The sequence below is a fragment of the Shewanella vaxholmensis genome (assembly GCF_031932135.1).
In the GTDB taxonomy this organism is placed as follows: domain Bacteria; phylum Pseudomonadota; class Gammaproteobacteria; order Enterobacterales; family Shewanellaceae; genus Shewanella; species Shewanella hafniensis.
Window position 1 is genome coordinate 64,446 of sequence record NZ_JAUOEV010000017.1, and the last position, 23,253, is coordinate 87,698.

General features: G+C 45.4%; 17 protein-coding genes and 1 pseudogene. 7 read left to right on the forward strand and 11 right to left on the reverse strand.

Features of this window, described 5'->3' with window-relative positions; genetic code table 11:
- Positions 1–90: 90 nt before the first annotated feature.
- On the reverse strand, positions 91–1,137 hold the full coding sequence (locus Q4Q46_RS14845) for a DUF3626 domain-containing protein (RefSeq protein WP_311906350.1): 1,047 nt from the start codon (positions 1,135–1,137) through the stop codon (positions 91–93).
- A gap of 582 nt (positions 1,138–1,719) precedes the next feature.
- Here Q4Q46_RS14845 and Q4Q46_RS14850 point away from each other — a divergent pair.
- The gene (locus Q4Q46_RS14850) at positions 1,720–3,264 is read left to right on the forward strand and encodes a DEAD/DEAH box helicase (protein ID WP_311906351.1); all 1,545 of its coding nucleotides are present in this window, start codon (positions 1,720–1,722) and stop codon (positions 3,262–3,264) included.
- A 177-nt stretch (positions 3,265–3,441) separates the two neighbouring features.
- On the opposite strand, the gene Q4Q46_RS14855 is transcribed toward Q4Q46_RS14850, so the two are convergent.
- From Q4Q46_RS14855 to Q4Q46_RS14870, 4 genes are all read right to left on the reverse strand, one after another.
- Entirely contained in the window at positions 3,442–4,545 is a 1,104-nt protein-coding gene (locus Q4Q46_RS14855) for a hypothetical protein (protein WP_311906352.1), read from the reverse strand.
- 283 nt (positions 4,546–4,828) lie between these two features.
- Entirely contained in the window at positions 4,829–6,205 is a 1,377-nt protein-coding gene (dbpA, locus tag Q4Q46_RS14860; protein WP_011847678.1) for an ATP-dependent RNA helicase DbpA, read from the reverse strand.
- A gap of 334 nt (positions 6,206–6,539) precedes the next feature.
- Positions 6,540–7,397, reverse strand: a complete 858-nt coding sequence (locus Q4Q46_RS14865; protein ID WP_311906353.1) for a pirin family protein — start codon at positions 7,395–7,397, stop codon at positions 6,540–6,542.
- Between the two features lie 453 nt (positions 7,398–7,850).
- Positions 7,851–11,810, reverse strand: coding sequence for an NACHT domain-containing protein (locus Q4Q46_RS14870; RefSeq protein ID WP_311906354.1), 3,960 nt, complete (start codon positions 11,808–11,810; stop codon positions 7,851–7,853).
- A gap of 292 nt (positions 11,811–12,102) precedes the next feature.
- Here Q4Q46_RS14870 and Q4Q46_RS14875 point away from each other — a divergent pair, with 292 nt between their 5' ends.
- On the forward strand, positions 12,103–12,234 hold the full coding sequence (locus Q4Q46_RS14875) for a hypothetical protein (protein ID WP_311906355.1): 132 nt from the start codon (positions 12,103–12,105) through the stop codon (positions 12,232–12,234).
- Positions 12,235–12,509: 275 nt separating this feature from the next.
- Here Q4Q46_RS14875 and Q4Q46_RS14880 read toward each other — a convergent pair whose 3' ends face one another.
- Positions 12,510–12,713, reverse strand: coding sequence for a YheV family putative zinc ribbon protein (locus Q4Q46_RS14880; RefSeq protein WP_012088350.1), 204 nt, complete (start codon positions 12,711–12,713; stop codon positions 12,510–12,512).
- Positions 12,714–12,966: 253 nt separating this feature from the next.
- Here Q4Q46_RS14880 and Q4Q46_RS14885 point away from each other — a divergent pair, with 253 nt between their 5' ends.
- Both Q4Q46_RS14885 and Q4Q46_RS14890 read left to right on the forward strand, forming a co-directional pair.
- Positions 12,967–14,880 carry an ABC transporter ATP-binding protein gene (locus Q4Q46_RS14885; protein WP_311906356.1) on the forward strand — a complete coding sequence of 638 codons (1,914 nt, stop codon included), beginning with the start codon at positions 12,967–12,969 and terminating at the stop codon, positions 14,878–14,880.
- Between the two features lie 51 nt (positions 14,881–14,931).
- A pseudogene (locus Q4Q46_RS14890) lies at positions 14,932–15,390 on the forward strand (TIGR02444 family protein); the annotation flags it as partial.
- An 86-nt stretch (positions 15,391–15,476) separates the two neighbouring features.
- Here Q4Q46_RS14890 and Q4Q46_RS14895 read toward each other — a convergent pair.
- From Q4Q46_RS14895 to Q4Q46_RS14905, 3 genes are all read right to left on the reverse strand, one after another.
- Positions 15,477–15,887: a GFA family protein gene (locus Q4Q46_RS14895; RefSeq protein WP_311906357.1), complete on the reverse strand. Its 411-nt coding sequence runs from the start codon at positions 15,885–15,887 to the stop codon at positions 15,477–15,479.
- Positions 15,888–15,938: 51 nt separating this feature from the next.
- Positions 15,939–17,534 (reverse strand): GMC family oxidoreductase N-terminal domain-containing protein, encoded by a 1,596-nt coding sequence (locus Q4Q46_RS14900; protein WP_311889702.1) that lies wholly within the window; start codon positions 17,532–17,534, stop codon positions 15,939–15,941.
- Between the two features lie 69 nt (positions 17,535–17,603).
- Positions 17,604–18,110, reverse strand: coding sequence for a hypothetical protein (locus tag Q4Q46_RS14905; protein WP_006082960.1), 507 nt, complete (start codon positions 18,108–18,110; stop codon positions 17,604–17,606).
- 188 nt (positions 18,111–18,298) lie between these two features.
- Between Q4Q46_RS14905 and Q4Q46_RS14910 the strand changes: the two genes are divergently transcribed.
- From Q4Q46_RS14910 to Q4Q46_RS14920, 3 genes are all read left to right on the forward strand, one after another.
- Complete coding sequence (locus Q4Q46_RS14910; RefSeq protein ID WP_311889704.1) at positions 18,299–19,342, forward strand: hydrolase; 1,044 nt, start codon at positions 18,299–18,301, stop codon at positions 19,340–19,342.
- On the forward strand, positions 19,326–19,571 hold the full coding sequence (locus Q4Q46_RS14915) for a YheU family protein (RefSeq protein WP_311889706.1): 246 nt from the start codon (positions 19,326–19,328) through the stop codon (positions 19,569–19,571). Before Q4Q46_RS14910 ends, Q4Q46_RS14915 begins: the two co-directional genes overlap by 17 nt.
- Before the next feature lie 90 nt (positions 19,572–19,661).
- Positions 19,662–20,549 carry a phosphoribulokinase gene (locus Q4Q46_RS14920; protein ID WP_311906358.1) on the forward strand — a complete coding sequence of 296 codons (888 nt, stop codon included), beginning with the start codon at positions 19,662–19,664 and terminating at the stop codon, positions 20,547–20,549.
- A gap of 572 nt (positions 20,550–21,121) precedes the next feature.
- Here Q4Q46_RS14920 and Q4Q46_RS14925 read toward each other — a convergent pair.
- Complete coding sequence (locus Q4Q46_RS14925) at positions 21,122–21,631, reverse strand: GNAT family N-acetyltransferase (protein ID WP_311906359.1); 510 nt, start codon at positions 21,629–21,631, stop codon at positions 21,122–21,124.
- A 177-nt stretch (positions 21,632–21,808) separates the two neighbouring features.
- Positions 21,809–23,101, reverse strand: coding sequence for an aminopeptidase PepB (gene pepB, locus Q4Q46_RS14930; RefSeq protein ID WP_311906360.1), 1,293 nt, complete (start codon positions 23,099–23,101; stop codon positions 21,809–21,811).
- Between the last annotated feature and the right edge of the window lie 152 nt (positions 23,102–23,253).

The following is a 23,253-nucleotide window of genomic DNA, read 5'->3' on the forward strand; positions in this document are numbered from 1 at the left end:
AATAGAAAAACAGCGAGCTAACCTGAGGTTATCTCGCTGTTTTTGTTAGCGTCACATTTTACAATCAAACGTTTTTTAAAAACGTAACCCTCACTGCACTGCGCCGTATTTCACTAGCACATGCCAGAGTAACTTAAGTTCGTGGGCGACTTGAGCACGGTTACCGCGTTCGCGCCAATGCTGGGGTGAATGATATAAATCCCGCGCGGCCACACCTATGGCATAGGCATCGACTCTGTCTTCTATGGCGATACGATTAGCGAGCGATGGCATAGTCGGCCCGCGAAAATCGCTTGGGATCTGCGCCGTATGTAGGCTAAAACCATCATGATATTGCAGCTCGATATCATATCTGTCGCAAATCTTACTTAAGCTGGCGCCAATATCAGTGCCCTTAAAGCTTGGATCCGCCACCAGCATGGCGATATCTTCATCGAGGGAAACATCACCGTGGATCTGCGCCTCGATATAGTGATCGAGATTATTCGATAACGGCCGCTCAAAACGTGACAGCAAGGAAGCATTGAGTTGATGCCCCAAATAATGAATCACATTCAACGGCTTAAAGTCGGATTTGCCTAGGGCATAGTGACGCTCAAAACTCTCGGTCAGCAGCGCCGCTAACACATCATCAAAGCATGATAGCGTGCCCTTCTCTTTCGGATTGCGGTACGAGTCGAGATAACAAAAGGTTGAACGTGCCATCACACTGGCGTAGGTCAGCAAATAGCAGCTACCAAAACGCGGCGCGGGGCCGTCCTGCCACATGCCCAGATCGAGTGCGCCATATTTAGGCCGAGATTTAGTGCCCTTGTATACATCACCAAATAGCTGATTTTCCCAGTGATCCCGTGGACCGCCTAATTCAGGGGATAACTGACCGTTGGAAATATGGGTCTCAAACTGACTGCGGTATTGACCATCGCGCAGCAAACCTTCGGCCACTGTCATACCACGACTATCAATTCTATCGGGGTGAAAATGCAGCGCAATTCGGCCGCAGTTAAGTAATTGTTTGAGGGCGAGTTGCATCTCATGCATGGGGATGTTCGACATCTGCTGCACATTTTTAATCACAGCGACGGCCTGTTCACTGCGACCTCGAGCAAGGCGTTCAATATGCTGTATCGCTGTCATAATCCACCTATAAATGAGAGGCGTTTAACCGTTTCCCGCGTTAGCTCATCCTAAAATAAACACGAGAGTCATCGCAAGCATGCAGAGAATAGATATTGATGAATTCTACTCCTATCGTCTTGAGTTTATACCACTCAAATTAATCTAGCGTGATCTACCGCTAACTCACTCTAACTTTTAGATAAAAAGAGTCGACGAGTTAACTTTAAACCGATCTGTTTAGTAGATTGAATCAGCCTGATAGCCATACTGTACATTTGGTGAGTCCATTAGGCTCAACCGCACCCAAAAATAACAGTAAAAGTGCGGCCCAAAGCCTCTACCAATACAAAACGGCACTTCGTAGGACGCAGATTCGCCCTCAATAAGCTCAAATTCGGCTGAGGAAACTTGCGCCTAAAAGATAAGCGAGACCGAGTGAAAGCCGCTGACAAGCGATTTATGTGCCAATATGAATGAAACCCGCTGTAAAAGTCTTTATTCGATGGCACTTAGGGCCCCGATCCTGTAAGCTGCACGCCCGCCAGCAGACCTGGCTATTGACCATAAATGCAGCAAAGCGTTGCCACAAGAGACCAATCTATGAGTTTTACCTCCCTGGGCTTATCGGCCCCGATACTTAAAGCCGTTGCCGAACAAGGCTACGACACACCTTCGCCAATCCAAGCTCAAGCAATTCCCGCTGTGCTTCAAGGCAAAGATGTGATGGCGGCCGCCCAAACAGGAACAGGTAAAACAGCAGGTTTCACCCTACCTATGCTCGAACTCCTGAGTAAAGGTAACCGTGCCCAAGCAGGCCAAGTGCGCGCATTAGTGTTAACTCCGACACGCGAATTGGCGGCTCAGGTTGCAGAAAGTGTTGAAACCTATGGTAAGAATTTACCACTGCGCTCAGCGGTGATATTTGGTGGCGTGCCTATCAATCCACAAATCGCGAAATTGCGCCACGGTGTCGACGTATTAGTCGCCACACCAGGTCGATTGATGGATCTGTACAATCAAAAAGCGGTGAAATTCAGCCAGCTTGAAATCTTAGTATTAGATGAAGCCGATCGCATGCTCGACATGGGCTTTATCCGCGATATCCGTAAGATCCTGGCCATTTTACCTAAGCAACGCCAAAACCTGATGTTCTCAGCCACCTTCTCCGATGAAATTCGTGAGCTGGCAAAAGGTTTAGTGAATAATCCGGTCGAAATTTCGGTCACGCCACGTAACGCGGCGGCGACCACAGTAAAACAATGGGTTTGCCCAGTCGATAAGAGCCAAAAATCGGCACTGTTGATCCAACTCATCAAGCAAAACGATTGGCAACAAGTGCTGGTATTCTCGCGCACTAAACATGGCGCTAACCGTCTGGCGAAAAGCCTTGAAGATGCGGGCATTAAAGCCGCCGCTATCCACGGTAACAAGAGCCAAACAGCGCGAACTAAAGCTTTGGCCGACTTTAAAAATGGTCAAGCTCGCGTACTGGTTGCAACCGATATCGCCGCCCGTGGTTTGGACATTGACCAATTACCACAAGTGGTTAACTTCGACTTACCGAACGTGCCAGAAGATTATGTGCATCGTATCGGCCGTACTGGCCGCGCTGGCGCATCGGGTCAAGCCGTGTCACTGGTGAGCAACGAAGAAATCAAACTGCTGAACGATATCGAGCGTTTGATCAATCGCGTATTAGACCGAGAAATGGTTGAAGGCTTTAACCATGTATTGCCTGAGTCACGTTTAGGTGGCGGCGGAAAAAGCAGCGGTAAATCAGTACCAAGCCGTAGAAATACCCGCAGCTCAAACCAACCTAGCTCACGCGATGGTGCCCCAAGAAGCGCCGAGCATAAAGACGGTCAACGCAGCGGTGACGTCGCGCGCGGCCACAAGCCAAACGACAAGAACCCAAGACACAGCGGTGAAGCCAGTAGCGCACCCCGTGCCGATGCTAAACCACGTCCGCCACGTTCAAACGATGGCCGTGCCAATAGCGCAGGCGCTAGTCGTCCAAATGAAAGCCGTTCAGGTTCTGGCGAAAATCGTGGCCAAGCGGGTGAGAACCCTTACGCCAATGGCCCAAAGAAAAATACCCGTCGCCCAAATAACGGTGCGAGTCGTCCAAGAAATTCACAGGATTAATGCACCCACTGAGCGAACTCGCTTGGCGATTTAGCCGCATTAAGCCCTAAAAAGAAACGCCCAACTCCGCATGGAATTGGGCGTTTTTGTTTGTCTTTGTTTATTGTTCTACGCTTTGACCAATAATCGGCTTGAACAATCACAGCCTTAAACAACAACCTTAAACAACAGCCTAAGTTAATTCGTCTTAGTATCTGGAGTTGGCAACTGCTGCAGGACTTCATCCGTAAAATAGGGTTCATCTTCAACCCAAAAAATGTAGTCGAGCCCTAGGTAGTTTTGTGCAAAATCCAGCAGATCAGGCACAGTATTCTTTTTACCTGTCTTGGGATTAATCTGCCGCAAATTACCGTCTTGCACCGCCATACCTTTCACCAATGCCGCTGGATATTCTTTAATAAAGGCGTAACTCTGTCCCATATGGCCTTTACGATATGGCATTAAATCTGGGCCACCTACGCCCATATTGAGCGCTTTGGCTTGCGCAAATAAGCCTCGCATATAGCCTTTGTCATTCCATGGCAGCCATTCGTCTGGTAAAAAGTTCAAATACACCATAGCGGTTGAATGCTGAAATGACTCAGCTAATACCTGCATGTTTTCGCCAATCGCATCGATATAGTCTTTAGGATTAAAATCACTGGGGAAGGTGGTTGTTCCGTCGGCGTTTTCAGTCCCCACTTCAATTGAGCTTTCACTAAAGTTAATACCAGTGATTTTCCCATCAAACTCTTGACCTAGCTGGCGCACCAATTGTTGATAACGCGCACGTACTGAAGGCTCCCACATTTTGGCAGACCAACCGTATTCGTCATCCGTCACAGGTTTATTGGGATCACGCTCTGGCGCGCTCAGCATGCTTTGCTTAAACACGCCGCCTTGATAAATAGGCTCATCGAGCAAATAAGCCGGCACATTGACTCTAGGCGTAAAGGATTTCTCTTGCAGCTGGATCCACAATTTTTTGCCTATCGAATCGAGATACGCAATATCGGCCTTAATCGCGCTGAAATCATATTCGCCCTGCTTAGGCTCTAAACTGCGCCAGGTATAAACAATCTGCGCACCGCCAAAACGAGGATCGCGCAGCGCCTTGTCGGCACGAATGTTTTCTCCGTTTGCCTCACGATGATTAATGTAAATGTAGTGCTGTAAAGGTTGCGACGCTGGCTGAGACTCTAATTGCCGCTCTGGTTGTGACTCTGGTTGTAACTCTGGTTGAATTGATGCAGCGCTCGCTGCGCTCAAAAAGATACTTAGTAAAATCGTCCTTCGAAACATAAATACTCCAAACCGATGTACGCCTTATCACCTGACAAAGCCGTTAATCTGCTCATTTATTTTTTACTCAGAATCACTTCTACCACAGGCAAGCTGAGGGGCATATTAATTAAGCAGGCGAATACAAAGTGTTACTTAACTGCCCACCTTAATTAGCATTTAAAAAACAAAAAGACTCAGTCATTGCATTAATCACACCCAACAAAAAAGGGAATAAACCTGAGTTTATTCCCTTTAAAGGTGAAGTGAATTAAATCGAGGTACGATTCAACTCAAGCTAAGCTTACTTCATTGGCCAAGCGCGGTAAGATTTTCCTTTAATGCGGCCGCCAGTAATTTTGTTCAGCGCTTTCTTGGCAACCTTACGATTAACGGCCACATAGGCGCGGTAATCGGTCACTTGGATTTTACCCACCTGTGAGCCTTCGATACCGTTTTCGCCCGTCAGCGCGCCTAAGATATCCCCTGGACGCAGTTTTTCTTTCTTACCGCCATCGATCTGCAAAGTGATCATGGTTGGCGCTGCAGGCGTGTTGCCGAGCAGGCTTTCAGATGGCAGTGATTCGCTGGTAATTTCGCGCTCTAAATACTCTTCTAACAAGGCAATTTTGTAACCGTCTTGATCGTTATAGAAGGTATAAGCGGCGCCTTTACTGCCCGCACGGCCAGTACGACCGATACGGTGAATGTGGACTTCGGTGTCGTAGGCAACGTGATAGTTAAACACGGCATCCAGCGCATCGATATCTAAACCACGGGCGGCAACGTCGGTCGCCACTAATACACAGGCACTCTTATTAGCAAATTGCAGCAAGGTTTCGTCCCTGTCTCTTTGCTCTAAATCACCGTGCAAAGCCAATACGCTAAAGCCTAAGCCTTCAAGCTCATCGGCCACTTTTTGGGTTTCGCGTTTAGTGTTACAGAACACCACTGCGCTTTCAGGCTTATGTTCTAACAACAATAATTGCAGCGCTTGCATACGCGCCTTGTCATCGTCTAAATGATAAAAATGTTGGGCTATGCTCAAGCTGTCGTGATTACCTTCAACTTTAACCATGCTTGGGTCATACATGATTTGCTTAGCAATCGATTGAATTTGCTCTGGGAAGGTCGCGCTGAATAGCAACGTCTGACGCTCACGCGGGGCTTGTTCGATAATCGCATCGAGGGCGGGTTGGAAGCCCATTTCTAACATGCGATCAGCTTCATCGAGCACTAACATGTTGAGATTGCTTAAATCTAAGCGATTGCGATCTAAGTGATCGACGATACGACCCGGCGTACCCACAATAATGTGTGCGCCGTGTTCCAGCGAGCCGACTTGTGGCCCCATAGGCACACCGCCGCAAAGTGTCAGTACTTTAACGTTATGAATACCACGGGCAAGGGTACGGATTTCCTGCGCCACTTGGTCGGCCAACTCGCGGGTTGGGCATAACACTAAGGTTTGAATACGAAAGCGTTTAACGTCTAACTTGTTCAGTAATCCTAAGCCGAAGGCGGCCGTTTTACCCGAGCCAGTTTTACCCTGACCTATCACATCCTGCCCCGCTAAAATGGGTGGCAAACTTTGCGCCTGAATTGGCGTCATCTCGTTGTAGCCCATAGAAGAAAGGTTCTCAAGCAGTTCGGGTTTTAGCTTAAGAGTCGAAAAAGCCATTGATGGATTAGGCTTAGTATCAGAGTTGCTCAAGGTGAATATCCTGTGGTGGGTAACGAAGCGGCTGCTAGGTTACTGAAATTGCGTTACTTATCGATTTAACTGGTCTATCAAGATTCAGGCTAGCTTGAGTTAAGAATAAAGCGCTAGGCTCGCTCAACCCAAAAGCATGGCTATTGTAGCAACAAAGCGCGGCTTTTGCCTCAAGTCCTTAAGCAATAGAGATAGCTGGCGTGAACAGCAACAAAAAAGCCCTGTAGGAATACAGGGCTTAGACTTAGACTTAGATTTAGGCTTGGATTTAGAATTAGCTCAGTGCGGCAGATTTAACAAATTACGCGATTTGGCCGAAACGCCCTTCTTGATAATCGCGAATCGCCTGCTGAATTTCCGCTTGGGTGTTCATTACAAATGGACCCATCTGGACGATTTTTTCACGGATAGGTTTACCGGCAAACAGTAGCATCCCAGCGCCGCGCTCATCGGCTTTAAGCTTAAGCACACTTTGGCTATCGAGCACTAAAAACTCGCCCTGATGATATGACCACTGTGAATCTTCACCCTTGCTTAAGTCACCTTGGTACAAGTACAAGGCGACAAACTCGTGTTGAGACAAATCAAGTGTGGCCTCAGCGTTTGGCGCTAGGCTCAAATCAGCAACGGCAGCTTCGCCCGCTAATCCTTGGATGGCTGCACTAATCAGTGGTTGATCTTTAAAGCCCCAATCACCCGCTAAGGCTTTTAAGCTAGCGCCAGTGTTATTGGTCGCTTCAACGCTCGCGCTACCCGCAGTATCTTGATACTTCGCTGGACGCAGCTTGTCTTTGGCGGGCATGTTGACCCAAATTTGGAATCCATGCAGACCATCGACAGCATCGGCAAGTGGCATTTCAGAGTGCACTACCCCGAACCCGGTACTCATCCACTGCACATCGCCGGCACGAATCGCCTTCACATTACCCATTTGGTCACGGTGCTCAAAGCCACCCTTACGAATATAAGTAAAGGTCTCCATCCCGCGATGGGGATGTGCGGGGAAACCGCCAATAAAGTCTTGTTCATCATCGGATTTAATTTCGTCGATCATCAAGAAAGGATCAAATTTAGTCGTCACAAAATCGGCGACACGGCGAATATTGACCCCATCGCCATCCATCGCGGCTTTGGCGGAAAACTGACTTAACACTTTCATTGCTGCTCTCCTATCGGTTGAGCAAAGCGGTGCGTGAAACGCCAAGATCATACGGCTAACACAAGACGCAAACGCTTTGCTGATGGAGGCAGAATAACAAGGAAGTTTACAAAAGAATAACGCGAAATCACGTCCTAAACATTCGAAAAAATAGAACGGTAGGTTGCTGATATCCACTCACTCACACAGACTTGCCATCGCATTGACTCGTCAACTCGCAGCCAGTCCGAACATGGGGCGGACGGTCGTCTCGCTAATCACCATGGCTCACCTTTTTGGCACTAGTGTAACCAGTCTGTATGAAGGAGATACCCAGCAAGTTTTGGGACAAAAACCACTTAGAGTATTGATTCTAGTTAACCTGTCTTGGATTAGAAAAAGTACCTTTATCATGCAAAGTACAAAACCTCCCCCCGAAGCCCGCTTCATTTCCACACCTTATGATGAGCAAGGTTAAACGGAAAACATGTACTGCTTTATAGCGACTCCAATAAATACAATAATTACTCCTACGATGATTTTCCCTAAAAAACTTTCGTGCCATTTACTAGCTTTAATCGGCTCAGGGATATTTTCAGTTTTATTGCTGTCTTGAGTAATTTGTATATCCTTATTATTGTCGCCTATAACAGAATTAGATACTGGTCCGTTGAAGTTATTACTCACATTATTCTCGATTTTAGTCAAAAGTACGGTTGATTCTACACCAAGGTTTAATTCCTGAGAATACTTATTAAAAGCGGTTTCTGTCATAACTTTTTTATCTGCATCCTCTATCACTCGCTGTAAAGCTAAATGCTCTATCCATGACCTTCTGTAAGGGACATCATTCCACATCTTGGCAATCTCCATCAAAGCTTTATAAGTTTCTTCACCTGGGATTTCTTTCAATGAGTTAAATAGATTATTTCTAGCATCTTGAGCATCGTCTCTTGATGTCGGTGAAAAACACCCCCCGTTTGCCCTATCTATATCATCTTCTTCCCGTATGTATAGATGCATCAATTTATATAATTCCATAGTTGAAGTAACTGTATGATGTGACTTCCTACCACTCAACTTGTCATAACTACGCTTATTAGATAGCTCAGAAAGTACGGATATAGCTAAGTTAGTAGCATCTTCATTAGTTTGTTTTTTTAGCTCCGTACTTAATAGTGGTACACCTTTTACTGCATCCGAACTAATTAATATAGCCCACCACACGCCTTTAAGGTTGTCGCTATTATTATTAATTTTGTACTCAGACAAACTAGCAAGCTGTTCATTGGATATATATTTTGATGTAGTCAATATGCGTAAAATATTTTTGTTAATTTGATGACTTGGGTTGTTTGATACAGATATAAGGTCAAACAATGGTCGAGATAATGTTTCAAATAAGTAATGACCATTTACTAGTATTTGCCCTAAAACGTAACGGCCTGAATTAGACTCCTCACTATTAATTAGCAACCACTGAATTTCTTGCATTAATATTGATATAACTGACACAGGGTGAGCTATAAATAACTTCTCAAACCAGCTTGGTAACTCATTCATTTCACAAAGAGCTAACTTTATAGCTTGCTTCACTTCTATTTCAGATAATGAAGCCTCCCAATTTTCAATAGTCTCATTTTCAATACCGACACCACTTAGCGCAAAAGTGAAACCATAAGTAGCAGAGCTTAAATCATTTCCTTCTGACTTTAATAACGGTGCATTGTAAGAGCGCCAATACGAAATTGAAGCGTTTTTATACGCTAAAGCAACCTCGTCTCCAAAATCAGGAGTCAACACCTCCCAATTTAAGCAACACCAGTGATTTGTATCTTTAGATTTGTTCCTTATACAGTTAAATAAATAGCTTTGAAAACCATTTATCTGCCCCGTCACAGCATGCCTTATATCTAAGATAATTTCAGGCTTAGCTTTTATTGAGGAAACACTTTCAATAAAATTATTCTTTCTTAACTCTTCTTTTTCTTCACGCTGCTTTGAAAGTTTTTCCTTTTGAGCTTCGTATTCTTTCTGCCAATCTTCTTTTACGGGGTTTAAGAACCCCTTTAAAAGAGCAACACCACCATCAAACTCATAGGATGCATTATTAAGTTTTTCAAGATCTTCTAAAGCTAGACCATTTTCTTTTGCTAACGCCCACGCCAACGAAAAGGCGATACACTTGTCATCTCTAATCGACTTAGACATAACCCATTTTATTGCCTGCTGAAAGTCATCGTAATTAAACCCCCAAAACTCCTGATAAACATGAACTTGAAACCACATATCAACGGACTTAGGGTTTGGGGATTTTTTATTCTCCTCTTCTACCCTGCTCCTTTCTTTAGCTACATCGTGCCAAAAAAGTTGATAGTTAAGTTCCTTCCAGTTTTTAACAGCTTCGGGAATTTTTTTCTCGTGTTGACTATAGCTGCCGCACTGATAGTAGGTCTGAGCTCTTGATATGAGTTCAAGTACATTAGTTGATAAATGTGATATTTCTTTTAATTTAATGACCCTAAGTAAAGCTATCTCTACACAGCCAAATAACCATTCATATCGCTCAGATACTAAACAAACATAGTGCTCGGTATATGGTTTAGTATCAATCATGCCAAACAATGAATCTATTACAGTTAAAATAGAGTCAAAATTTAATCGTTCGATATAGTTTTCAACTGATGACTGTATAGCTCGATAGCTGTATTGATTGGGCTTGACGATACAAGGTAATATTCCTAACAATTCATTTGTTTCTAATTGATTCCCGTACTCATCAAGTATCAAACAAGCTAGAGATTCATTATTAGTATCTAAAAAAGCGGCAAGTAATTCACTTGCATTAGCCTTAATCACATCTGACCTCGCCACTTTCTTTAATAGCCTTACAGCTAAAGTTTTAGATAACACATCCATTTCAACTGCTTTTGATATTTCACATGCTACATCCTCACACTCTTTAGCTTCAATACATAATGCCATTTGCAACAATATTTGCCTTAATTGTTTATTGCTTGAGTATCGCTCCAATAGACTATGAAATATGCTCCCCATATCAGGGTGGCTAAACCTAGCAATAGCATTAGCGTCAAATGAAATAAATGAATCATCTGTTGCGCCAACCATCTCACAGAACTTTTCAAGTAAAGTTTGACGCTGTTCTATTGGTAACTTAGAAGGGTCCCCATCTTCTATAAACACTTCCGGCGATATATTTGCCACTACTTCAGCAAAGCTATTGTTCATGAGAGCATACCACGACAATATGGGCTTTAATGTCTGTATAGGAACTTCTATACCGTAAGTAGTACTATAAAATAAAGAACGAAGCTTATTTTCGCTACCTTTACTCGCGTACTTTATTGACACCCATTGAGCAGTTAAATACTCCCTTAATAATCTATTTGCAAAGCTGACAGTGCCATATGCAGAAGGCTCAAATACAGCTCGATTAAGCAATGTAGTGATTTCATCATTAGTCCAATCAGGAAGGACTTGATGAATATTGAGAACCTCATGATTAACCTTTGCGTCAGGAACAGAAATTTTAGACTTTTTAACAAAAGTTAATGCCGCCGCAATTTCTTGTACACCTTTAAGGACCTTTGATAAAGATAAATCACACTTATCACGACCGACCTCTATTAACTCTAGCTTAATAGTTAGCAGGTTTTGCAATAACTCGGAGCGAGAACCAATTCTTTGATTCTTTTTCCAAAACTCAACTACCGATAGCAAGTCTAATGGTTTTCTAGTAAAAAAATCAGCTTCTTTGCCTTTTACCTCGTCCATAAAGATATCAACATTTTCAATACCTTTCTCTAGAGAAAAGATACGAATTTGTTCATAACTTAAGTCAGAAAAAGAATATATCTCAAAAGAGGAGTTAGAGTTAGACTTATCATTATGATTTTTAAGTGATAATAAATCATCAACAAATTCCAAATCAGTTTTTGGCCGCCAAGCTGAACCTCTGGATGTTATGAATATTTTTGCTCTACTTATTCCTTTGTTTATCTTTCTGCTAAAGCAGCGGAGTGCTTTTTGGAAGTCTTTTTCATTTGCAATTTTTGCCTCATCAACTGAGTCTAAAAAAAAGTAACCATATTCTTGACCTGACAACCAATTATCCAACTGAGATATATCGCCAAACTCAAAAGCACCTTCAAAGTTATCCTTTATGTCTTCAATTTTTATGAAAAATGAAAACTTTTTCTTTGCTGAGAGTTTCTTAGCTTGCTCTTTTATTTCAACAGTTTTACCTGAACCAGCCTCAGCCAAAATAATTATTCGGTCTTTATTTAATAAGCAATCCCAAGTATCTCCATTTTTTGTTCCAAGAGAATAAAAATCCGAAAGATCTTTTTCATCACTTAAAGATGTTGGTATTTCATTAAACAGCCGGTTAAGTTCAATATAAGAGTTAGACATACAAGTATAGTCAAAGTTGTTAGTACAGAAAACTTACCATATTTTAGACAGTTAGCACATATGGCTTCTTAAAAAAGCAATACATTATCTATGTTGGCGGTATGACTAATCAGTCATTCACGTCTGCTGACAGACAAGAAAAAAGATAGGACAGGCATAACTTTTAGGTTGAACGTGGCCCTTTTGCATTAGCTTTCTATAGCCAGGCCTTAACTCCCCAAGTTTATCTTTTGAACAGCGAAAATCATTTTGGGGCAATAGCTTTTTAGCTGAACGAACAGCAAGAGGGTTCGTGAGGATTGGCATTGTTGTACCTGTGACCGTTGGCGGCATGGATGCCGCCGTCGAGCCTATAGGGATATATTTACGGCGAGTCACTGGAGAAACAATGACTATTCATGCTGAACAACTGACGACAAAGTAATCTTGCTTTGGTGCATGAGCTTTTTAGGACAGGCTGAGATATAGAGAACATTCCTAAGATTGTCATTGTTGCACCAGTGAACGTTGGCGACACGGATGCCGCCGTCGAGCTTATAGGGATACTTTTTAAATAAAAGGGCGGCGAGTCACTGGGGAAACAATGACAATTCATGCTGCACAACTGACGATACCGTTATCTTGAATGGTTAGCCAAGCTTTGGAATGTGACCTTAAAAGTGGTCACATTCAGATTCTCACGTAAATTGAAACTTCAACCTAGTCAGGCTTAAACACGCCGATCACTGCCCCGGTGGCTTTTTCAGTGACCTTTTCATCGGTTTGCTGTTCACGGTAGTCACACTCTGTGCATTCAACGGTTTCGATGCCGTTTTCTTTGTAGAGTAAAATGCTGTCTTTAGCGCTGCATTTTGGGCACTTAGCACCGGCTACGAAACGCTTTTTGATTTTAGTGTTTGTCATAATAGATAAAGGACCAGATAGCAGGGCCAAGGGACTCGGCCGAAGAAATTGCCGCTATTTTGCCACACTGATGATTGAATACCAGCGTTACCTGAAAGTATGAGGCCTTAGGTCGATGTGATGCGATTCGCTAAAGATCATCCTGAAAAGTCGAATAATTGTCCTAGTTATCGGGTCAGGCTGTGGTTTGATACGGGGTTGTACGCTATTATCTGTGCCCTGACGAATTTACGTTCTAACCAAGTTGTAGTCAATGATCAGCATCAACCAAGCGCAATTAATCCGTGGCAGCAAAACCCTGCTAGATGAGACCTCTCTCACGATTTATCCCGGCCATAAGGTCGGTTTAGTCGGTGCTAACGGCACAGGCAAATCTTCACTGCTCGCATTAATTTTAGGTCACTTAAGCCTAGATAAAGGTGAATTTAGTCTGCCTTCTGGCTGGCAAATTGCCACTGTGGCCCAAGAAACCCCTGCGCTCGACGTCTCGGCACTGGAATATGTGATCGATGGCGATAGCGAATATCGTCAATTAGAAGCGCTATTACACAAGGCCCAAGAAGATAACGATGGCAATGCCATCGCACTCTTACACGGCAAAATCGACGCTATCGGTGGTTATGCGATTCATTCGCGCGCGGGTTCATTGTTAGCGGGTCTGGGCTTTAGTGAAGCCAATCAAAGCAATCCAGTGAAAAGCTTTTCGGGCGGCTGGCGTATGCGCCTCAACTTAGCCCAAGCGTTACTGTGCCGCTCTGACTTATTGCTCCTCGACGAACCCACCAACCACTTAGACTTAGATACCATGTACTGGCTCGAAGGTTGGATTAAGTCCTATCAAGGCACGCTGATTTTAATCAGCCATGATAGGGACTTTATCGATGAAATCGTTGATGAAATCGTCCACGTTGAAAATCAAAAACTCAATTTCTACAAAGGCAATTACAGTGCCTTTGAGCGCATTCGTGCCGAACGCATGTCGCAGCAACAGGTTGCCTTCGAGCGTCAACAAAAAGAACGTGCACATATGCAGTCTTTCGTTGACCGTTTCCGTTACAAGGCCAGTAAAGCCAAACAAGCGCAGAGCCGCTTAAAGGCGTTAGAGCGCATGACTGAGTTGTTGCCGTCTCAAGCCGACAGCCCCTTTTATATGGAGTTTCGCGCCCCTGAAGCCCTGCCCAATCCACTGATTAAAATGGAGCAAGTCGCGATCGGTTATGGCGACAAGCCAATCCTGAGCAAGGTGCATTTAAACTTAGTACCGGGTGCACGCATTGGTTTGCTTGGCCGTAACGGCGCAGGTAAATCGACATTAATCAAACTGTTATCGGGCCAATTATCGCCAATGACAGGTTTGTATGAACCTAATCCTGGCGTCAATATCGGTTACTTTGCTCAGCATCAAATCGAATTTTTGCGCCTCGACGATACGCCGATGCAGCATTTAGTGCGTCTGGCTCCTAATGCCAGAGAGCAAGAGCTGCGCAACTTCTTAGGCGGTTTTGGTTTTAATGGCGATATGGCGCTCTCACCTGTACGCCCCTTTTCTGGCGGCGAGAAAGCCCGTTTAGTGTTAGCACTATTAGTTTGGCAACGCCCTAACCTATTGCTGCTCGATGAACCCACCAACCATTTAGACTTAGAGATGCGCCACGCCCTAACGATGGCATTGCAAACCTTTGAAGGTGCTATGGTTGTCGTCTCGCATGATAGGCATTTACTGCGATTAACCTGTAGTGATTATTATCTGGTGGATCAAGGTGAAGTGCGCGCCTTCGACGGTGACTTAGACGATTATCACCAATGGTTGCTCGATGCGGCGAAAGCCAACTCGAATCAAAACAGCACCAGCGACGAGATCAAACCTGCCGCTGATAAAAAGCAGCAAAAACGCCTCGAGGCCGAAATCCGCCAAAAGGTATCGCCGCTCAAGCGCAAACAAACTAAGTTAGAAACCGAGCAGCAAAAGCTGAGCGAACGCCTCGCCGAGCTAGAACACTTGCTGGCCGATAGCGAATTGTATGATCAAGATAACAAAGCCAAGCTAACCTCGGTACTAACCGAGCGAACGAGCTTGACGCAAACCTTAGAAGACAGTGAAATGCAATGGCTCGAGTTGCAAGAAGAGATAGATGCAATGGAGCAAGAGGTCATGGAGCAACAATAACTCCAGCGTTCTTTTACATAAAAGTCAGTAGCAGCAATACAAGGAAATAGTATGGCGGTTTTAACTCAGTTCGACAGTCAACTCTGGCAATGGTGTGATATGAGCTATGCGCAAAACAAAGCGCTCTGTCTCGAATTGCAAAATAGCTGTCAAGTGAACGTCAATCTACTGCTACTGGCACAATATTTAGATATCACTATGGATGTGTCTGGGCCGCAGCAATACAGCACAGACCAATGGCAAACACTGATGAATGCCGTAGGTGAATGGGATGAAAGATTTCTCATGCCCTACCGCAAATTACGTAAACTCGCTAAGTCCAGCCTAAATGAGCAAGAGTATCAGCAGATGCTCGCCGTTGAGCTAATGATGGAACGTAAAGCGCAGCGAACCATCTTGAATAAACTCAATGAACTCAGCCCAAGCGGCCAAGCGACAAATCTCGTGAGTTACTTAAGCCTGTTTGGACTCAGTGACATTGACGCCAACGAAATCGGCTTAATCGCCCCTGATCTAATCCAAACAAATCACGTTAAATCAAGCACCGCCAAATTAGCTCGAGCTCAATCAAATTAACACTATAATCATCTGAGCCGCTAACAGCTGCGGCCTTGTGGATAGCGTTGACAGTCATCCTTGATCACCAACCAATTCAACTGACTCTCAGTGTAAATATGATACTTAGGCTGAATTTGGTTAGCGTTGTCCAGACTCGCTATGCTCAAGGTCGAGTAATCGGGATATTGAAGATGTCGGTAAGTTAACGATGTACCGCATTGGTCACAAAATCCACGGCGAATAAGCTCAGACGATGCGAACTCAGTTACTTGACCTTTAAGCCAAATAACTTGGATTGTGTTGAAATCCATCCAAGCACCAAATGCAGAGCCCGTACTCTTTTGGCACGAACGGCAGTGGCAATAATCCGCATCGAAGGGTTCACCTTCAATCTGATAACGAATCGCGCCGCACAAGCAGCCACCTTCCCGTAATATGTTTTCAGACATTCACACCCCATCAAGCTTTATCAAGCTAAGCTGCATTTTGATAAGATAACATCAGGCTTTACCGTCAGTAAGCTTCTGTGCGAGTGCGGTCGCATTACGTGCCGTGATGCCATAAATCGATAGCTGCGGGTTAGCGCCAAGGCTGGTCGGGAAGATAGAACCATCCATTACAGATAAATTTTCTAAATAGTGCGACTGGCCATAACTGTTGACCATAGAAAGCTTTTTATCTTCGCCGAAGGGACAACCACCCATTACGTGCGCCGATGCGACGATAGTGCGCAGTGGCGCGAGTGACATCTGCGCAATGCTCTCTTTGGCGTCTTTCCACGAAGATAAGTAAGGCATACCATCACTGATCGGTAAGACTTTTAAGGCGCCCGCCGAGAATTGTAACTCCGCCATACTGGCAAAAGCGCGTCTCGCGGCCCGCCAAAAGGCATCGGTCAAGGGATAATCTAAGGTAAATCCCTTAGGCGTTAAGTGCACTTCACCGCCCTGACTGTCGGGATGATAACCATCGCGGATTAAGGCAATAGTCACTTGCAACTGATTGAACTGCGCCATCAACTCGGCATGACTCGCGCCATATCCTAAAGTTTTAGAGGCGATTAAAATCGGGTGCACTGGCGGCACTTCGAGTTTATAGCCCAGCTCACCATCGGCATCATTCTTCCACACAAATTCATCGGAATAGATAGATTGCGGCGCGCCGCTATGGCCGTTTATCGAATCGGCAAACACGCCACCGGATAACAAAGTCGGATGTAAAAAAGTGCGTTTACCCAAAAGCTTGTGGGGATCTGGCACCTGCGAGCGCATCAAAATCGTCGGCGTATGGATAGCGCCCGCACTCAAAATATAATGTTTGGCCTTAAATAACAGCTCAACGTCAGTGGGTCGTAAATTCACATCCAACGCCTTCGCCTTTAACGCAAAGACTTGGCCATTATGGTGCTCAATCTTAGTCACTTTAGCGCGACTGATCAGCTGCGCGCCTTTCTCAAGTGCCGAGGGAATGGTGGTGATTAACATAGATTGCTTCGCATTGACCGGACAACCCATGCCGCAATAGCCAGTATTCCAACAGCCCGCCACATTGCGTTTAATGACTGTGTGTTCCCAGCCAAGATTGATACAACCTTGCTTCAGGGCGGCATTATTGCGATTAGGCTCATAATTCCATTCATGAATGTTGAGCCGTTGTTCCATTTGCTCAAACCAAGGATCTAAACTCTCGCGATTAAGCCCAGCAACCGATTTATGTTGCGCCCAAAAAGCTAACGCCTCGGTCGGAGTGCGGATTGAAGTGGTCCAGTTAACTGTGGTTGAGCCACCGACTGCGCGGCCTTGAAAAATGCCAATCGCCTTATCGGCGGTTTTCATCGCCGCGGCTTGTTGATACAAGTTGGGATAAGCGACCCGCTCTTCCATATTAAAATCACTGGAGGATTTTAGTGGTCCAGCCTCAATCATGATCACGCTCAGCCCTGCTTGGGTGAGGATTTCAGCCGCCACACCACCGCCAGCACCTGTGCCGACAATAATCACATCGGCTTCAAACTGTTGGTTTTCTTGCAATTGGCTCGCGTCGGTATGTAACCAACCTGAGTTTAAACCATTCACTATAGGATCTATGACTGCCAACTTGAGTACTCCACTGTCGCGGGTAAGATGCTTATTATTGGGCGTTTTATTCGGTTACAAACGGGCGAGCTATTTGAACAGTTCAGGTTTGGCATAATGCAGGCGGCTCCAGTGTTCAGGGCAAGCGTAGTAACTGGCCATCACTAATTCCCGCAACCCGAGATAAGCGGTTTGTAATAGCGCAAAATAACTGTGGCGCCAGGTTTCTAGCATTTCAGTTAACTCGGCGGGAGAGCGCATCAATAACGGTGTCATGCTTGAGGTCAGTACGAGTAAGCCGAGGCGATTTTCGAGCATATCGAGCAGTTCAAATAACTCGGTTTGCTGCTCCTCGGGTAGCACAGAAATGGACTGTTTGATCGCATCTAAAGTGCGATTTTGCGCCGCGAGCTTGTGAGTTGCCACATCCGGCAAAGCACCGTCGAGCATCACAGGTAAAAGCACGCTAAACAGCAAACGATAATCTTTGCCTTCGCTGTCCTCGGGCAAACTAAACTCAGGAGAATAGAGATTGACCCCTAAGGCTAACGCCGCCGTACCGGCAAACGCGCCCATCAAAAAGGTTCGTCGCTTCATCTCTATCTCCTAAATATCAATCTAAATGTCGGCCTAAATATCAGCATAAAAAACAATTGTGCTACACTGCCCACGCGTTTATATCCAAGCGACCTCAAAATAAGAATTTCAGCATTTTGAAGTCGCTTGGATATAAATTAAACACACGTTTTAATTTTCAGCAATAGCCGATACCAAGATAAACACCCATGCCAAATTCCTTTATGCCGCCTTGGTGGGCCAAGAGTCCCCATGTACAAACGATTTTACCCGTATTCACTAAAGTGGCCAAACCAGCATTACAGCGGCAGCGCTTAGAGTTGCCCGATGGCGATTTTGTCGATTTAGATTGGCAGGATTTTCCGCAGTCTGGCAAACCTATCGTGGTGATCATCCACGGCTTAGAAGGAAGTGCTCAGTCCCATTATGCGCGGCGGATACTGCAAGCCTGTAAAGAACAGCAACTCGCAGCAGTCGTGCACCATCACAGAAGTTGCTCGGGTGAGGCCAATCGCCTCGCGCGCAGTTATCACAGTGGTGACACGGACGATTTACAGTTTAGTCTATCAACACTGAAAAGCGCGTATCCGCAATCGCCCTTATTAGCCGTAGGTTACAGTTTAGGCGGCAATGTGCTGACTAAGTATCAGGGCGAATATCAGGATGACAGTTTATTAGCTCGCGCAGTGGTTGTCTCGGCGCCGCTGCAATTGTCCGCCTGCGCTAAACGTTTAGAAAATGGTTTTTCGAAGGTATATCAAAGCTATTTAATCAAACAGTTACAGCAAAAAATCAGCCATAAGCTGAACGATCCCGACTTAGCCATCTCTATGCCGCTGAGCCAGTTGCAGGTCGACCGTTTAAATACCTTCTATGGTTTTGACGATAAAGTCACAGCGCCATTGCACGGCTTTGACGGCGTAGACGATTACTATACGCGTGCCAGTGGTTTACCCTTTGTCAGCCGCATTACTAAACCGACGCTTATCATCCATGCCAAGGACGATCCCTTTATGACAGATGAAGTGATCCCCCAGCCAAACCAATTATCGGGTTATGTAGAATACGAACTGCATCCCTATGGCGGTCATGTTGGCTTTATCGAAGGCGGTACACCTTGGAAACCGCGCTTCTATCTTGAGCGACGGATTTTACACTTTTTACTCGGCGATCAAAGTGTTGACCCACTTAGCGTAGACCCCATCAACGGCGACAATATTCTCCAAGGAAGCACCGATGCTCATTCCCTATGAAGCCCTGTTACAACTCCCGAAGGAAACGCTCGCCAATTTGATCCGCGAATATCTCTTCGGTCAAGTGGAGGATGGCAGCTTTGCCAGTCTTGATGAGCAGGAACTGGCGCAGGCGATAGTCCAATGTCAACAAGCACTTAAACAAGGTAAGCTGAAATTAGAGTACAGTGAGGACGATGAGTCCTTCGCGATACGCTCAGCGGATCAAATAGCACAGCAGCAAGATTGACCAGTCCTACCTCTGTACCGTATAAATAGTACTCGCGTTTTTATCGCTTCCCCATAAGCGGCTCTTTTGGTTCCTAGCTAGGTAGAAAAAATGTCAGCAAAACATCCCATTATTGCAGTTACAGGCTCATCAGGCGCGGGAACCACCACCACCACCACCGCCTTTAGCCATATTTTTCGCCAACTCGGGATCAACGCCGCCTTTGTCGAAGGCGACAGCTTTCATCATTTTACCCGCGCTGAAATGGAAGTGATGATCCGTAAATCCCAAGCTGAAAACCGTAACCTCAGTTATTTTGGTCCAGAGGCCAATAACTTTGCCCGCTTGGAACAATGCTTTCGCGATTACAGCGCCACAGGCCAAGGTGAAACCCGCAGCTATTTACACACCTTCGATGAGGCCGTGCCTTTTAACCAGATGCCCGGCACTTTTACCCAATGGCGACCCTTGCCAGAAAATACCGACATGCTCTACTACGAAGGCCTGCATGGCGGCGTGGTTACCGGTGACACCAATGTCGCCCAGCATGTCGATCTATTGATCGGTATGGTGCCCATAGTCAACTTAGAGTGGATCCAAAAAATTATCCGTGACACTTCGGAGCGCGGCCACAGCCGTGAAAAAGTCATGGGCTCAATTGTGCGCAGTATGGATGACTATATTAAGCACATGACGCCACAGTTCTCCCGCACTCACATTAACTTTCAGCGAGTGCCAACGGTCGATACCTCTAACCCCTTTAGCGCCAAAGATATTCCGAGCCTAGACGAGAGCTTTGTGGTGATCCGCTTTCGCGGCATCAATAATGTCGATTTTCCCTATTACCTTAATATGATCCAAGGCTCATTTATGTCACGGGTTAACACCTTAGTGGTGCCCGGCGGTAAAATGTCGCTAGCCATGGAGCTTATCCTCACGCCTTTGATTAAAGATTTGATGGAAAAACGCCAGCAACTCAATACTCCAGAAGCGAACTAAACCCTAGCGAATTGGGGCGGGTTTGACTAAAGGCTAAGGAAATAAAGTCTTTTTTTGCAATAGATTAAGTTTGATTTAAGCCATTAGCGCTAATCTTATCGGCATCGGGATTTCAGGCGAAAGAACGATAGTTGGCATACTCTTGGGAGTTAATTCCCCCATCTTGATCTGTTGATTCCCTCGAGTATGTCAGCAACCTCTTATGAACAGTTAATTCCACATCCATACTTGATCTGTTGATTTCCTTAAGTATGTCAGCAACCTTTTATGAAGAATGAATTCCACATCTATGCTTGATCTGTTGATTCCCTCGAATATTTCAGCAACCTTTTTAACGAAACTATATAAGTTAATTTCGCATCCGTGCTTGATTCGTTAATTCCCTCGAGTATGTCAGCAACCTTTAAGTCTTCAGAGTTAATTCCACATCCATACTTGATCTGTTGATTTCCTTGAGTATGTCAGCAACCTCTTATGAAGAATTAATTCCACATCCATTGATTCCCTTCGGTTCGCCAGCAACCACTTAATAAACAGTTAACTCCATACCTGTGCTTGAGTCAGTCTGCATTTTAAACTGATTTTCTACGCACGAGATTCTTGTACATCACCATGCACTCTAAGGCTATGCCTCTGGGCGAGCAGTAGATGGATTCCTCTTCTAAACCTTCACCACCAAAACCACAGTGACGATAGAAATCCACCGCATTTAAAGTTGACTCCAATCTGAGTTGGGCTATCCCCTGATTAAAAGCCATAGTTTCAATAAATTGTAGCAATACCTTGCCGATACCTAACCCCATAGCATTGGGGGAAACAAACAAGGCTTCTAACTGGGCATAGGGTTCATCCAACATGGCAGTGCCGACCACAGTCTTAAGCTGCGACTCGTCAGAGGACAACTCTGCCACATAAAAATGTGCATCGACGATACGGCTAAATTGCTCGGTCAGTTCGCCCTCGGTCCAAATCACCAGATCGCCCGCATCATAAAATCCAGCGCAGCCCTTATTGATCGCCGCATTGCGGATATCCCAGCAGGCCTGAGCATCCGCTTTCGTTGCTTTTCGTATAGTTATCATCATGTTTCCCTATTAAAAATGCTCAGCCATAACATGCCATGAAGCCGCTAAAACGCCAAGTAAACGAGTGTTCTCATCTTTCAACCAATAAAAAACCGCCCGTAGGCAGTTTAATCAAAGCTACAGAACCTTAATGGATCTTTAGCTAACATATCTGATTTAGTCTTAGCGCTAGGCTTAGCCTTTAATCAATTCACTAATAGTCAATACGCCGTGGGTCGTTGCACCCGCGCCCCACATGGCAGAAGCTGAATCTTCAAAAGCGCCCGCTAAATCAACGTGTAACCATTTAGCTTCGGGTGACACGAAACGCCATAAGAAACCAGCGGCATTAGAAGCACCACCTGCACCGCCACCTTTCATTGCGCGGCTGTTTGCGGTGTCAGCATAGGCAGATGGACACATTTCTTTGTGCCAAGGATCCAGTGGCAGCGGCCATACGCGCTCGGCAACGCTAGTGGCTTTTTGCTGGGCCAGTTGCAACACATCCGCCTGTGGCGAGAAAATCGCGTTGTAGTTAGAACCCACCGCCATCACAGCGGCGCCTGTAAGGGTCGCTGCATCGATAATAAAAGGTGCGCCTGTAGCAGATGCAGCTTGTAGTCCATCGGCCAACACTAAGCGCCCTTCCGCATCTGTGTTCACCACTTCAACTGTTACACCATTTTTGTAGGTCAGAATATCACCTAACTTATAGGCGCGGCCACTGATCAAGTTTTCAGCGCAGCATAAGAAGAGTTTAACGCGTTTGTTAAGGCCAGACTTGATCGCTAAACCAAGTGCTGCAGTCACAGTCGCCGCGCCGCCCATGTCGCATTTCATGCCTAACATGCCTTCAGAAGCTTTGATGCTGTAGCCGCCAGAATCAAAGGTTATCCCTTTACCCACAAGCGCCACAGACACGGGTGCATCGGCGGCTAATGGGTTGAAGTCTAACTCTAACATTGCTGGTGGACGCTCACTGCCGCGACCGACGGCATGGATACCAATCCACTGTTCTTCAAGCAGCGCTTCGCCTTCGATAATCCGATAACTCACCTTGTCGCCACCAACGTCAGCCAACCATTTTGCCGCTTGTTGTGCAAGCTTCACTGGCGACAGGTTTTCAGGCGTATCGTTGATCAGTTGACGGGCAAAGGTTGCCACATCGAGTCGACATTGCAATTCTGCTTGCACAGACTCATCACCACACCAGTGGATTTGATAGCCTGGTTTTGCCGTCGCGAAACCTTGGGCAAATACCCATTGGCTATTGAGATCCCAAAACTGGCCAGCTAATTCCACACAGCTAATACCTTGATTGCGCAGTTTACGGGCCGCCATTTGAATTTGACGCAGCTCATCGCCACCCGCTAAATGAATTTGCGCACCGTCGGCAGTATAAGTCACATCAGCTTTGCCCCAGTGGGCGGCCGGCGCTTCTTTGGTTAATTGCACTTTCATTAATTCAGTTACTTTTAGTTCACTCATTAGGGCTCCTTATTTTTCGATTCGTTTTAGAACAATCAATCAGAACAATCAATCAGCAATCAGAACAAACTTTATGGCGGCAGTTTACTGCTAGCAGGCGATGACGCAAAGCGATTGGCTGAAGTTACTCAGGTAAAATCTGTAAACATTTG